The 12511-nt window shown below is 67.8% G+C and carries 13 protein-coding genes; 4 read left to right on the forward strand and 9 right to left on the reverse strand.

The window, feature by feature from the left end:
• Positions 1 to 2: 2 nt before the first annotated feature.
• Positions 3 to 200: a hypothetical protein gene (locus L8F96_RS01660; protein WP_136452039.1), complete on the reverse strand. Its 198-nt coding sequence runs from the start codon at positions 198 to 200 to the stop codon at positions 3 to 5.
• Between the two features lies 1 nt (position 201).
• The gene (locus L8F96_RS01665; RefSeq protein WP_145118687.1) at positions 202 to 1554 is read right to left on the reverse strand and encodes a pyruvate dehydrogenase complex dihydrolipoamide acetyltransferase; all 1353 of its coding nucleotides are present in this window, start codon (positions 1552 to 1554) and stop codon (positions 202 to 204) included.
• Positions 1555 to 1662: 108 nt separating this feature from the next.
• Between L8F96_RS01665 and L8F96_RS01670 the strand changes: the two genes are divergently transcribed.
• Complete coding sequence (locus L8F96_RS01670) at positions 1663 to 2115, forward strand: universal stress protein (protein ID WP_046407584.1); 453 nt, start codon at positions 1663 to 1665, stop codon at positions 2113 to 2115.
• A 46-nt stretch (positions 2116 to 2161) separates the two neighbouring features.
• Here L8F96_RS01670 and L8F96_RS01675 read toward each other — a convergent pair whose 3' ends face one another.
• Together L8F96_RS01675 and L8F96_RS01680 are read right to left on the reverse strand one after the other, a co-directional pair.
• On the reverse strand, positions 2162 to 3199 hold the full coding sequence (locus L8F96_RS01675; protein WP_334654750.1) for an RcnB family protein: 1038 nt from the start codon (positions 3197 to 3199) through the stop codon (positions 2162 to 2164).
• 152 nt (positions 3200 to 3351) lie between these two features.
• Positions 3352 to 3834 carry a GAF domain-containing protein gene (locus tag L8F96_RS01680; protein WP_136452042.1) on the reverse strand — a complete coding sequence of 161 codons (483 nt, stop codon included), beginning with the start codon at positions 3832 to 3834 and terminating at the stop codon, positions 3352 to 3354.
• Positions 3835 to 3918: 84 nt separating this feature from the next.
• Here L8F96_RS01680 and L8F96_RS01685 point away from each other — a divergent pair, with 84 nt between their 5' ends.
• Positions 3919 to 5196: a methyltransferase family protein gene (locus L8F96_RS01685; RefSeq protein ID WP_334654751.1), complete on the forward strand. Its 1278-nt coding sequence runs from the start codon at positions 3919 to 3921 to the stop codon at positions 5194 to 5196.
• A 3-nt stretch (positions 5197 to 5199) separates the two neighbouring features.
• Here the strand turns inward: L8F96_RS01685 and L8F96_RS01690 are convergent, their stop codons facing one another.
• A complete protein-coding gene (locus tag L8F96_RS01690) occupies positions 5200 to 6459 on the reverse strand; it encodes a glutamate-5-semialdehyde dehydrogenase (RefSeq protein WP_136452044.1) in 1260 nt (419 codons plus the stop codon).
• 215 nt (positions 6460 to 6674) lie between these two features.
• Here L8F96_RS01690 and msrB point away from each other — a divergent pair, with 215 nt between their 5' ends.
• Positions 6675 to 7166 (forward strand): peptide-methionine (R)-S-oxide reductase MsrB, encoded by a 492-nt coding sequence (gene msrB / locus L8F96_RS01695; RefSeq protein WP_334654754.1) that lies wholly within the window; start codon positions 6675 to 6677, stop codon positions 7164 to 7166.
• A gap of 48 nt (positions 7167 to 7214) precedes the next feature.
• Here msrB and L8F96_RS01700 read toward each other — a convergent pair whose 3' ends face one another.
• The 3 genes from L8F96_RS01700 to L8F96_RS01710 all read right to left on the reverse strand — a co-directional run bounded on the left by L8F96_RS01700 (position 7215) and on the right by L8F96_RS01710 (position 10411).
• Positions 7215 to 7739 (reverse strand): CHAP domain-containing protein, encoded by a 525-nt coding sequence (locus L8F96_RS01700; protein ID WP_211095248.1) that lies wholly within the window; start codon positions 7737 to 7739, stop codon positions 7215 to 7217.
• 342 nt (positions 7740 to 8081) lie between these two features.
• Positions 8082 to 9596 carry an MFS transporter gene (locus L8F96_RS01705; protein WP_231621847.1) on the reverse strand — a complete coding sequence of 505 codons (1515 nt, stop codon included), beginning with the start codon at positions 9594 to 9596 and terminating at the stop codon, positions 8082 to 8084.
• Entirely contained in the window at positions 9593 to 10411 is an 819-nt protein-coding gene (locus L8F96_RS01710; protein ID WP_334654755.1) for an SDR family NAD(P)-dependent oxidoreductase, read from the reverse strand. Before L8F96_RS01710 ends, L8F96_RS01705 begins: the two co-directional genes overlap by 4 nt.
• A 140-nt stretch (positions 10412 to 10551) precedes the next feature.
• On the opposite strand from L8F96_RS01710, the gene L8F96_RS01715 reads away from it, so the two are divergent.
• A complete protein-coding gene (locus L8F96_RS01715) occupies positions 10552 to 11340 on the forward strand; it encodes an SDR family oxidoreductase (RefSeq protein WP_301090430.1) in 789 nt (262 codons plus the stop codon).
• A gap of 57 nt (positions 11341 to 11397) precedes the next feature.
• Here L8F96_RS01715 and L8F96_RS01720 read toward each other — a convergent pair whose 3' ends face one another.
• A complete protein-coding gene (locus tag L8F96_RS01720; RefSeq protein WP_334654757.1) occupies positions 11398 to 12378 on the reverse strand; it encodes an RcnB family protein in 981 nt (326 codons plus the stop codon).
• Between the last annotated feature and the right edge of the window lie 133 nt (positions 12379 to 12511).

Consider the following 12511-nt stretch of genomic DNA (forward strand, 5'->3'; position numbering starts at 1 on the left):
TTTCAGTTCCTTGGTTTGCGCGCGGCCTTCATCACCGCCGGCACGCTCATCGCCAGCAATGCCAGCATCACCGCCCAGCTCACCGGCTCCAGCGAGTCGGTGCCCTGCGGATAGGACCAGATCGCCGCGCGAAAGACCGCCTGCGTCGCCACCAGCGCGATCGCCAGATAGATCAGCTCGACGGCCGCCGCGCGGTTCATCTCAGGCCAGCATGCCCAGCGGGTTTTCGCACAGCGCCTTGAACGCCTGCATCAGTTCGGCACCATCCGAACCATCGATCGCACGATGGTCGAAGCTGCCGGTCGCGCTCATCACGGTCGCGATGCCCAGCGCATCGTCGATCACGTACGGGCGCTTCTCGCCCGCGCCGACCGCCAGGATCATGCCCTGCGGCGGATTAATCACCGCCTCGAACTGCTTGATCCCGTACATGCCCATGTTGCTCAGCGACGCAGTGCCGCCGGTGAATTCCTCCGGCTTCAGCTTCTTGTCGCGCGCACGCGCGGCCAGATCCTTCATCCGCGTCGAAATCGACGACAGCGACGCGGTATCGGCCTCGGTGATCACCGGCGTGATCAGCCCTTCCGGCGTCGACACCGCGACCGAGATGTCGGCGCGCTTGAACGTGACCAACTCGTTCGGCGTGTACATCACGTTGCACTTGGGCACCTGCACCAGCGCCGCGGCCAGCGCCTTGATCATCAGGTCGTTGACGGACAGCTTCACGCCGCGCGCGCCCAGGCTCTCGTTCAGCTCGGCCCGCAGCTTCAGCAGCTTGTCGAGGCGCACGTCCACGGTGAGGTAGATGTGCGGCACCTGCTGCTTCGACTCGGTCAGGCGGCGCGCAATCGTCTTGCGCATGTTGCTGAGCTTGGTCGTCTCATGCGGGATGTCGGGGATCTGGGCCGGGGCAGGTGCAGCGGCCGGCGCGGCGGTTGGCGCGCTAGCAGCCTGCGAAGGCGCAGCCGCGGCCGCCGGCTGCGCGCCTTCCACATCGGCCTTTACGATCCGGCCGTTCGGCCCCGATCCCGCCAACGTCGCCAGGTCCACGCCCTTCTCGGCGGCGATGCGGCGCGCCAGTGGGCTGGCCTTCACGCGCTCGCCATCGCGGCGCGGCGCGGCAGCGGCTTGCGGCTGTGCTGATGCCTGGGCCGGAGCCTGGGCCTCAGCGGCCGGCTGCTTGTTCTCAGGGTTTTCTGCGGACACCTTCTCACCGGTTTCGCGATCGACCGGTGCGTCGACCTGCTCCTTCTTCGGCGCCGGGGCGGCGGTCTCGGCGGCAGCGTCCTTCTTCGCCGGCGCGCTTTCCTCACCCTCACCGTCGAGCAGCATGATGACCGTGCCGACCTTCACGCCATCGGTACCCTCGGGAACCACCAGCTTGCCGACGACGCCCTCGTCGACGGCCTCGAACTCCATCGTCGCCTTGTCGGTCTCGATTTCGGCCATGAGGTCGCCCGCCTTGACGGAGTCGCCCTCCTTCACCAGCCATTTCGCCAGCGTGCCTTCCTCCATCGTGGGGGAGAGCGCGGGCATTTTGATCTCGATCGACATGAAGGTCCTCAGCGGTTCCTGGCGGGGCGCCCGTCTCTTGCGCCGAGGCCTTGCGCGGTCAACCCCGCAGGCGGATAAGTGACGCCTTACAGGGGCGAAGACAATATAATGCGCATCTATCTGACCGTGATTGATGAAACCCCGGAGGCAGAGATCGCGCTTCGCTTCTCCGCCCGGCGCGCCGTGAAGACCGGCGGCGGCGTGGAAATCCTCGCCTTGGTCGAACAGCAGGAGTTCATCGCCTTTGGCGGCGTGCAGGCCACGATCGAGGATGAGGCGCGCCGCCATGCGGAGGGGCTGGTGGCCAAGGCCGCCGGTACCTTGCTGGAAGAATCTGGCCTTCGCCCCTCCATCACCGTGCGGCAGGGCGATGGTCCCAAGATCATCCGGGAGATGCTGGCCGCCAATCGCGAAGTCGCCGCGCTGGTGCTTGGCGCGGCCGCCGACGGGCCGCCCGGACCGCTCGTCACCCACTTCGCAGGTCAGGCGGGCACGCTGCCGGTACCGCTGATGATCATCCCCGGCAATCTCGATCGCGAGGCAATCGACCGGCTGAGCTGATCCACCCGCGTCGCCCCTGCGAGACCCGGTGGCGCGGGCGTCAATCTCAGCGGCGCCCCTGGCTTGGCGACGTGGTGGTGGTCGTCGTCGTCACCGGCTGCCCCTGCACCGTGATCGTCGTGATGCTCGTCCCCGGATAATAATAGCCGTTGGCATAATAGCCGGGCGTCGGCGTCGTGGTGGTCGTGCTGAGCACCCGCGTGCCCGGTGCCGCCGTCACCACGACGGGGGCCGCACCCGTTACCTGCTGCACGGGGGGCGGAGCGGCTGCCGGCGAAGAGGCCGGCGCACGCGTTGCCACGGCCGGAGGATAGCCACCGGTCGCCGCCGAATAGCCTGCTCCCGGAACCGGATAGTCCGCGCCGTAGCGCGGCGCCGGCGCGCGATAGGGTTCCGCAGGCTGACCAGCGCCCGCGACCTGCCCTGCGCCAACGCTCGTCACCGTCCGCTGCGCCGGGGCGGGTTCGGGTGTGCGTGCTGCCGCTCGGCGCGGTGCGTCATAGGGCGCACCCTGCGACGACGGGCGGGCCGGTGGCGGTGGCGGTGGCGGGGCGGCATAGGCCAATCGGTCATATCCCGGCATCGCGCCGACATCGGCATAATCGACCAGCACATCGTCAAACTGGTCCCAATCGACGCCGCCGATCGTGTCGTGCACCGATCCGCGCGCATCGATCATCACCGCGTCGTCATAATAACGCGACCAGACATAGCCCTCCGGCGGCCGCGGCAAGCCATAGGTGGCCCAGTCGTTCACCCGCCAATCGGGCGACAGCCAATAGGTCGGCAAGGCCCAGCCCCGCAGCGGCCGGCGATAGGCGTCCCAGCCGCCCGGCGCGCGATGCCCGGCCCACCAGCGTCCCTCGGACCGCTCGCCCCAGCGCGACGGCGACGTGACCGCGGCCTGCGACGCGCCGGCGTCACGCCGCGCCTCGGCCGAGCGGCGGCTTCCCGGGGGCGGCGGCACACGCGGGCCGCTCGGTCGCTCGGCGGCGGCGGCGCGCAGGTCGGGGCGATCGGGACTGCCAGCCGCCGCGCTCGTCGCGATCGACAGGATCGCCGCCGTCGCCAAGAGTGCGCGCATCGTCCATTCTCCCAGAACTCATTCAACCGGCAAGGCAACTGCCGACGCTCGTCAGGAAGAATGATATCAAAATGGATAAGGACTAGCCACAATGGCCAATGTCCCGGAATGATGCATCCGGAACAGGTACCGTGGCGCGACCATCGTTCGTCTCAGGCGATCCGCGGCGCCAGTAACGACACGATCGCCTCGCACCCTCGCGCATCCTGCGCGTCGAACCGCCCGGGAATGGGGCTGTCGAGGTCAAGCACGCCGACCAGTCGGCCCTCATGAATAATCGGGACCACCAGTTCCGACGCGCTTGCCGCATCACAGGCGATATGGCCCGGGAAGGCGTGAACATCGGCCACCAGCTGGGTCTCGCGCGTCGCCGCCGCGGCGCCGCACACCCCCGCGCCGACCGCGATACGAATGCACGCCGGCTTGCCCTGGAACGGCCCCAGCACCAGCGTGTCGTCCACCATGCGGTAGAAGCCGGACCAGTTCAGGTCGGGCAGATATTGCCACAGCAGCGCCGCGGCATTGGCCATGTTGGCGATCGCGTCCGGCTCGTCGGCGGTCAGCGCGTCCAGCGCCGACAGGATGTCACGGTAAAGCTCGGCCTTGTCGCCGGCTGCAATGTCGAACTGATACATGGTGCGCGATGTAGTCGCCCCCGCTCCATCGCGCGAGGGCCTTCCTTCATGCGCCGCTTACCATTGTTGCGCTATTGGGGTGGCATGATCGCCGATTCCATCGTTGCCGCTGCCGGCCGCGCCGAGCCCCGCCCGGCGTCCGCCGTGTCGCATGGCGTCGGGCTTGCCGGGCTCGCCGGGGTGATCGTCTGGATCGCGATTGCCCGCGCCTACGGCATGGACGGGCCTTATGCCGCGCTGGTCAACCTGCTCGCCTGCGGCATCCCGATGATCGTCTGGTCGATCTTCGTCGACAAGGTCCATCGCCGCTCGTCGACCGGGATCGACTGGGCAGCGGCGCGGCCGTGGCGCGACACCATCGATGTCAGCCTCGTCAAACTCGCCGGCCTGTGGGCGACCTGGGCGGCCATCGCGCTCATCTACGCGACCTGCCGGTTCTACTGGGAGGGCAATTTCGCCTTCGCCATGTGGTGCCTCGGCACCGCCGCCCCCGCCCTCTTCCTGCTGTCGATACCCTATGTCCTGTGGCTCGACCGCTATCTGGTCGAGCCACGCGATGGCGCCTGGGCGCTCGGCGCATGGCTCACCAACACTGCCCGGCCGGAACCGGACGTGATCTACGGCCACCTGCGCGCCTGGGGGGTGAAGGCCTTTTTCCTGGCGTTCATGCTCGCCATCGTCCCGCCCGGTTTTGCCGAGTTCATCCAGACGCCGACCTTCGGCATCCTCGCGGATCCGGTGCGCCTCGCCAATTGGCTCATCACCTTCATGTTCGTGATCGACGTGGCATTCGCGACGGTGGGCTACATCCTCACCATGCGGCCGCTCGACGCGCATATCCGCAGCGCGAACCCCTATGCCGCCGGCTGGGCCGCGGCGCTGATCTGCTATCCCCCCTTCATCCTCATGGATGCCGGCGGCCCGCTCGATTATCACCCGGGCACCGCCGACTGGACCTATTGGCTTCAGGGATATCCCGTCCTGCTCGCGCTCGTCGGCGCGCTGCTGGTGCTGCTCACCGGCATCTACGCCTGGGCGACGGTCGCCTTCGGCCTGCGCTTCTCCAACCTGACGCACCGCGGCATCCTGACGCATGGTCCCTACGCCTGGTCACGCCACCCGGCCTATCTGACCAAAAACCTCTTCTGGTGGGTCTCGACGATCCCGCTGCTCTCGACCGGCTCGCTGGCCGACGCGGCGCGTGCCACGCTGATCCTCGCGGCGGTCAGCGGCGTCTATTACTGGCGTGCCCGGACGGAGGAGCGGCACCTGTCGGCCGACCCCGCCTATCAGGAATATAGCGCCTGGATGAGCCGCAACGCGCCGGTGCCGCGCTTCTTCCGCTGGATCGGCGGGCGCTGACGTTCAGCCGCGCACCTGCCCCGTCCCCACGCCGACCCATTTGTAGGTCGTCAGCCCCTCCAGCGCGACCGGCCCGCGCGCATGAAGCCGGCCGGTCGCGATGCCGATCTCGGCGCCCAGCCCGAACTCGCCGCCGTCGGCGAACTGCGTCGACGCATTCCACAGCACGATCGCGGAGTCGACTTCGGCCAGGAACTGCTCTGCCACCGCCTCGTCCGACGCGACGATCGCATCGGTATGGTGCGAACTGTGCCGGGCGATATGCGCCAGCGCCCCCTCCAGCCCATCGACCATCGCGACCGAACAGATCGCGTCGAGATATTCGGTGTCCCAATCCTCCTCGGTCGCCGGGACAACATCGGCAACCGACGCGATCCGCTCGTCGCCCCGCACCTCGCACCCCGCCGCCACCAGCGCGGCGATCAGCGCACCCGGCTCGGGGTAGCCAGCGTCGATCAGCAACGTCTCGGTCGCCCCGCAGATGCCGGTGCGCCGCATCTTCGCATCGACCACGATCCGGGTTGCCATCACCGGATCAGCGGATCGGTGGATGAACAGGTGGTTGATCCCGTCGAGATGCGCCAGAACCGGCACCCGCGCCTCCGCCTGGACGCGTGCGACCAGGCTTTTTCCGCCGCGCGGCACGATCATGTCGATCAACCCGTCCGCCGCCAGCATCGCGCCCACCGCCGCGCGATCGGTCGTGGCGACACGCTGCACCGCATCGGCCGGCAGACCGCCCGCCGCCAGCCCCTCGCAGAAGGCCTGATGGATCGCGGCATTGCTGTCACGCGCCTCCGATCCCCCGCGCAGCAGCACGGCATTGCCCGACATCACGCACAGCGCGGCGGCATCGGCGGTCACGTTGGGCCGGCTTTCGTAGATGATGCCGATCACCCCGATCGGTACGCGCACGCGCGACAGGCGCAGCCCGTTGGGGCGCGTTGCCGTGTCGATGATCTGGCCGACAGGATCGGGCAGCCCGGCCACCGCTTCGACCGCATCCGCCATCGCCGCGACTCGCGCCGGGTCCAGCCGCAGACGATCCAGCATCGCCCCCGACAGCCCCGCCGCCTCCGCTCGCGCAACGTCCTGTCGATTGGCGTGCAGAATGTCCTCGGACGCCGCTCGCAGCGCCTGCCCGACCTGATGCACGCCGGCGCGCCGCTCCTCCGTGCTGGTGCGCGACAGCATGCGCTGCGCCGCGCGCGCTTTGGTGGCGAGGTCGGCGATCAGGGCAGACGGGGATAACGGATCCAGCATGGCCGCCATCTACCATGCCAGGGCGTTGCGGACGAGTAGCTGTGGTCCCCCAGATCAGCGCGCAGCTCCCGCCTTCGGCATTGTGGCAGCGATACAGGCATTCGCCCGCATCCCAGCAACGCCAGCACCCCCGCGCCCTCGCCCCGTCACCTGACGCTAGACGCGCCCTTTCCAGCCCCTGTGATGCCGCGCCTGCCCGCACTATATCGCAACCCATGTGGCAGACGCTCGATCGACGGCAGATGCTGGCTGTGCTGGGCGCGGGAGCCGCGGCAACGGCACTCGGCGCCTGCCGCGCCTCACCCGCCGCCGCGGAAAGCTTCCCCGTCCGCTTCAGCGACGAACAATGGCGCCAGCGCCTGTCGCCCGCGGCCTATCGCGTGCTGCGGCAGGAGGCGACCGAACGTCCCTTCTCCAGCCCGCTGGATCACGAGAAGCGCGCCGGGATCTTTCGTTGTGGGGGTTGCGGCCAGCCGCTGTTTTCCTCGCGCACCAAATTCGACAGCGGCACCGGCTGGCCCAGCTTCTATGCGCCGCTGCGCCATGCGGTGGGAACGCGGCGGGATTTCTCGCTCGGCATCCCGCGGACGGAGGTGCATTGCGCGCGCTGCGGCGGCCACCTGGGTCACGTCTTCGACGATGGCCCGCCGCCGACGGGGAAGCGCTATTGCATGAACGGGGCCGCGCTACAGTTTCGCGCCGCCTGATTCGCAGCGCTGGGGGTCAGGAACGGGCGCTCTGGCGCCCGCCCGGGATCAGTCCGAAACCGAAACGCCGCCGCTGACCGGCACCGATGCGGCCGACGCGATCGCCAGGTTGGCCAGCCGCGTCTCGTCGGCACCCTCGCCCTTGCCGGCCTGGATCACCGGCGCACCGGCGGCGCCATCGGCATAGATGAAGCCGTTGGTCGGATAGTCGGACGTGCCAAGGCCGCCGTTGGGCGCATACCACACCTTGACCATGCTCCAGTCACCGGCCGGGGACACGTCGATCGCGCGCACATCGCGCTCGATCTTGCCGCGGCGCGACCAATTGGCGTGGGTCAGGCGCACTTCGCGATCGCTGACGACCTGGCTGACCATCGCGACATGGCCGACGCGCATGCGGCGGGTCGACTGGAAGGAAAGCACCGCGCCGACCTTGGGCGTATTGCCGCGCTCGTAACGGCCGGCAGCCTGGCCCCACCAGGTATTGGCGTTGCCGTGGATCTGAATGCCAGAGATCTCACGGGCATAAGGTGCGCACTGCCAGAACTGTGCATTGGCTGCGGTCGCGGTCATCAGGCCGCACGACACCACCAGCGCCAAACGCGCCGTCAAAGACTTGAAATTCACTGCGACCCCCCGGCCAAACCGACGTTCGTTGCAGTCCAGCTACGGGGGGTTCCGCCGAATACCAATAGTTGCGGGAACCAATTCCGATGAACGGTGTTGCGGCGCCGACGAACAGCAAAGCTACCCGTGTTTTAACCATCCGGCGGCAGCCGCCCGCCGCTTCTCACGCTCCCGCAGGCTGAAAAACCGCCGTTTCCGCCTGCATTTACTCCGATTGGATTCGCCGCAGACAGAAGAGCCCCCGGGATGATCCCGAGGGCTCCTCCACCTCATCGCTGGCGCAGGTGCTTACGGCACTGGGTCGATCCGCTCGGCGTCCAGCGCCTGCATCCGGAGCGCCTCCAGCCGTGCGGTATGCTCGGCCCGCCCGAAGGGGAAGGCGCGGTAGGTGAACGCCGCGATCAGCGCGAGCACCGTGGCGCAGATGATGTAGATAATTGTCAGGCGATCCAGCACCGCGACCGGCACCTGTCCCGGCACCGCCTTCGCCGGGAAGTTCGCCGCCGCCAGGATCAGCCCGGTGGCAAAGATGCCGACGCCGCTGGTGCACTTCTGGATGAAGAAGCTGCCCGCGAAGAACACGCCCTCGGAACGTCGCCCGGTGCGTTGCTCGGAATCCTCCACCACATCGGCCATCATCGATGCGCCCAGGATGTGCGCCGTCACGCTCGCCGCCGTCCCCGCCGCCAGCATGCCGAACAGCAGCGGCAGCATCATCGGGTTCTCCGGCCCCGGGAACATGCCGGCCAGCCGCAGCCAATAAGGCGTGGTCCCGATGATGATCGCCAGGATCGCTGCGGTCGACGCCGCCTTGGGCTTGCTCGTCACCGCCCCGATCCGCGGCGCGACGACAAACGCCACCAGCACGCCGCCGAACAACACCATGCTCAGCGGCACGAAGGTCGGCACCGTCAGCCCCAGGAAGCTGACCGTCGTGAACCCCCACACATAGGTGTAGAGATAGTTGGAGATCGCGTAGGTGATGCCCTGGTTGGTGAACACGAACAGCCCGGCGATCATCAGGATCACGAACGCCTTGTTGTTCAGCGTCTGGAACAGGTCGGCGAAATTCTGCTTCAGCGTCTGCTTCTCGATCACCGGCGACGGAAGGTTCGGGATCTCGCGGTGGGTGCCCATCGCCGACGTCAGGATGGCGATCCCCATGAAGATCGCGCCGGCGACGGCAAACCCCTTGTACCCCGCGGGATTGAGCAGGCCGTTGGGATATTCCGGCGTCGGCGACAGGAACACCCAATAGGCCGCGATCAGCATCACCAGCCCGCCGGCCCAGCCGAACAGGTAGCGATAGGCCATGATCCGCGTCCGTTCGTCATAATCGGCGCTCAGCTCCGCGGCCATCGCCTGGCTCGGCACTTCATAGGCGCTGACGGCGCTACGCACGAGCACGGCGACCGCAAACAGCCAGCCGAGCGTCGCCGCCTGCGACGATTGCGGCGGGTTCCACAGCAGGATCCAGCCCAGCATGATCGGCAGCGCCGATCCGTATAGCCACGGATGCCGCCGTCCCCAGCGCGTGCGCGTGCGATCGGACAGGAACCCGATCGTCGGATCGACAAAGGCGTCGATGATCAGCGCCAGCATGATGACGAAGCCGACCGTCGCGGCCGGCACCCCGATCACCTGGTTGTAGAACAGCAGGAGGAACGTGCCGAAGCCCGAATCCTTCACGCCATAGGCCGCGGCGCCGAAGCCATAGCTGGCCATCGTTCCCGGGCGCAGGCGACGCGCCGGCGCCGGACTGGGCACCGCGACGCTGGCGGTACTCGCGATTGTGGCGTTCATTGAAATGCCTCCAGCGCCGCGAACAGCCCGGGCTGTTCGGGATCCCAGCTTTGCCGTGTGCCGATGGTGATGCCGCCGTCGACGACCAGATGTGTGCCCGTGACGAACCCGGCCTCGTCGCTCAGCAGGAACGCGACCGCCGCGGCGATATCCTCCGGCCGCCCCGCCCGCCTCACCGGCTGCGCGTGCGCGGCCACCTGCGCGATCGCCTGGTTCGCCAGCTCCAGCTTGTCGGCCGGCACGTTCAGGTGGCGGGTGAAGATGTTGGTGGTGATGAAGCCGGGGATTACCGCGTTGACGCGGATATTGTCCTTGGCAAGGTCCGCGGCCGCCAGCTTCGACAGGTGCAGCACCCCGGCCTTGGCGGTGGAATAAGCGATCGGCGCATAGCCGGTGCCCAATGCCGATACGCTTGATGTGTTGACGATCGCGCCCCCGCCCCGTTTCGCCATCAGCGGCGCGGCATATCGGATGCCCAGCGCCACCGATCGCAGCAGCAATGATTGGGTGCGGTCCCAGCCATCGGCCGGCATTTCGTCGATCTTTTCCGGCGCCCCGCCGGCGCCGGCATTGTTGAACAGGACGTCCAGCTCGCCCGGCGCCTCGATCAGCGCCTTGATGTCACCCTCCTCGGTGACGTCGCATCGTCGGAAATGGATCTTGCCGTTGGAGGTGCTCGCCAGCTCCTCGCCACCTTCCTCGTCGATGTCGCCGATCCAGACCTCGGCTCCTTCTTCCGCCAGCCGCAGCGCAGTCGCACGTCCGATGCCGGACGCGCCGCCTGTCACCACGGCACGCTTACCCGAAAAGCGCATCCTCTCGTCCTGTCTTTCTGTTTTCGGCAGCATAGTATGGCGCTGCCCTTCGTCAATCATAACCTGTTCGAAAAAGCGGTAGGCCGCTTGCCGTCTTTCGGCGCGCTCGCTAGCCCCACCGCAAACGAGGAGGGATCACGATGAGCCTGAACAATCTTTTCAGCCTGGAAGGGCGCACCGCGCTGGTCACCGGCGGCAGCCGCGGCATCGGCAAGATCATTGCCAAGGCGTTCATCGAACAGGGCGCGAAGGTCTATATCTCGTCGCGCAAGGCGGCAGCGTGCGAGGAAACCGCGGCCGAGCTCGGCCCCAACTGCATCCCGCTGCCGATGGACGTGTCGACGGTCGACGGCTGCCGCGCGCTGGCCAAGGCGCTGGCCGAGCGGGAGGACCATCTCGACATCCTGGTGAACAATGCGGGCGCAGCCTGGGGCGTGCCGTTCGAGGAGTTCCCGGAGGCCGGCTGGGACAAGGTCATGGACCTGAACGTCAAGTCGCCCTTCTTCCTCACCCAGTCGCTGCATGAGTTGCTGAAGGTGAAGGCCAGCCATGATGCCCCGTCAAAGGTGATCAACATCACCTCGATCGACGGCCTGCGCCTCAATCCGTGGGATACCTACAGCTATCATGCCTCCAAGGCGGCGCTGATCTATCTGACGAAGCGGATGGCGGCGCGGCTGATCAAGGACGGCATCATCGTCACCAGCCTCGCCCCCGGCGCCTTCGCCAGCGAGATGAACCGCGCCGCGCGCGACCATGGCGACACGGTCGCAAAGGGCATTCCGATGCGCCGGATCGGCAATTTCGATGACATGGCCGGCGCCGCGATCTTCCTCGCCAGCCGCGCCAGCGATTATGTGGTAGGCGATACGCTCGTCGTCGACGGGGGCCTGGTCAACGCGTCGCTCGGCACCAGCATCGACGCCTGAACGGTCCTCGATTACCCAAAGAACGGGGCGGATGGCTCGGCCACCCGCCCCATTTTCTTACCAGAAGATGTTCTGGATCACGTCGACCACTTCGCCGGTGTAAACGTCCACCAGCAGCGCATCATTGTAATAGCGCACCCAGCGGAAATCGTCATACGCCTCCGGCAGGCGATAGGCCCAGGGATCGTTGATCCAGTAACTTTGCGCGAACAGCCCGGCGGTCAGGACCGCACCGATGCCGAACGGGCGATACCCCTGGTTCCAGCCATAGGGCGCATAATAGCGCGGCAGGCGGAAGGCGTTGCGGTTGCTGTTGCGCCAGCGTGCCCAGTCATAGCGGCTGTCGCGCCGCCAGTCGCGGTTCCACCCGCCCCGATCCCGATTGCGGTCCCAGTTGCGATCCCAATTTCGATCGTTGCGATAGCCACGGTCGAAATTCCCCGCACGCCAGCTGTTGCGCTGCCAACCGTCGCGATCATCACGGCCGCGCTGGCCATCCCAGCGGCGCTGCTCGTTCCACTGGGCACGGCGGGCGGAATCGCGGGCCTGGTCATTCCAGTCCGCGCCGCTGCGTGCCCAGTTACGCTGCGCCTCCGCCTGGCGGTTGCGCTGCCACGCCTCGCGGTCACGTCCCGCATTGCGGTCCGGACGGACCTGCTCCGGGCGCGGCGCCTGCGCGCCCTGCTGCGGACGGATCTGCCGGTAATTGCGAGTCGGCGCCTGCTGCTGCGCACGTTGCCATGCGTCCGCCCGTCCGCCATCGGGCCGCGCGGGGCGCTGGGCCGGTGCGGGACGTTGCGCCGGGGTCGGCCGCTCCGCGCGCTGACGCCCGCCGCCACCGGGCTGGCCACCCTGCCGCTGCTGCCAGCTGCCGCCAGGCTGCCCGCCCTGGCGACCCTGCCAGCCGCCGCCCGACTGCGGGCGCTCGGCACGCCGCCCGCGATCACCGCCGCGGTCGCCGCCACGATCCTGCGCGGTCGCGATACCCGGAACCAGCGCCGCGGCCGCCATCAGTGCCGCCATGAACTTCCTGGCCATCTTTGATTACTCCATCGCCGGCACACTTCGCCGGCCCTGCCTATGACGAACCATTAGGCGAGCCGTGGCGAATACCGGCTGAATGCAGCAGACAGCATTATGAAAGGATTGGCGCCGCCCGCGCCGTTACATG

Origin of the sequence: Sphingomonas panaciterrae (assembly GCF_036890205.1) — a bacterium.
Classification (GTDB): Bacteria; Pseudomonadota; Alphaproteobacteria; order Sphingomonadales; family Sphingomonadaceae; genus Sphingomonas; species Sphingomonas panaciterrae.

Coding starts and splice junctions, on each gene's coding strand:
- L8F96_RS01685 (WP_334654751.1), top strand. CDS start 3,919: ATGATCGCCGATTCCATCGTTGCCGCTGCCGGCCGCGCCGAGCCCCGC.
- L8F96_RS01710 (WP_334654755.1), bottom strand. CDS start 10,411: ATGCGCTTTTCGGGTAAGCGTGCCGTGGTGACAGGCGGCGCGTCCGGC.
- L8F96_RS01660 (WP_136452039.1), bottom strand. CDS start 200: ATGAACCGCGCGGCGGCCGTCGAGCTGATCTATCTGGCGATCGCGCTG.
- L8F96_RS01680 (WP_136452042.1), bottom strand. CDS start 3,834: ATGTATCAGTTCGACATTGCAGCCGGCGACAAGGCCGAGCTTTACCGT.
- L8F96_RS01665 (WP_145118687.1), bottom strand. CDS start 1,554: ATGTCGATCGAGATCAAAATGCCCGCGCTCTCCCCCACGATGGAGGAA.
- L8F96_RS01690 (WP_136452044.1), bottom strand. CDS start 6,459: ATGCTGGATCCGTTATCCCCGTCTGCCCTGATCGCCGACCTCGCCACC.
- L8F96_RS01675 (WP_334654750.1), bottom strand. CDS start 3,199: ATGCGCGCACTCTTGGCGACGGCGGCGATCCTGTCGATCGCGACGAGC.
- L8F96_RS01720 (WP_334654757.1), bottom strand. CDS start 12,378: ATGGCCAGGAAGTTCATGGCGGCACTGATGGCGGCCGCGGCGCTGGTT.
- L8F96_RS01670 (WP_046407584.1), top strand. CDS start 1,663: ATGCGCATCTATCTGACCGTGATTGATGAAACCCCGGAGGCAGAGATC.
- L8F96_RS01715 (WP_301090430.1), top strand. CDS start 10,552: ATGAGCCTGAACAATCTTTTCAGCCTGGAAGGGCGCACCGCGCTGGTC.
- L8F96_RS01705 (WP_231621847.1), bottom strand. CDS start 9,596: ATGAACGCCACAATCGCGAGTACCGCCAGCGTCGCGGTGCCCAGTCCG.
- msrB (WP_334654754.1), top strand. CDS start 6,675: ATGTGGCAGACGCTCGATCGACGGCAGATGCTGGCTGTGCTGGGCGCG.
- L8F96_RS01700 (WP_211095248.1), bottom strand. CDS start 7,739: ATGACCGCGACCGCAGCCAATGCACAGTTCTGGCAGTGCGCACCTTAT.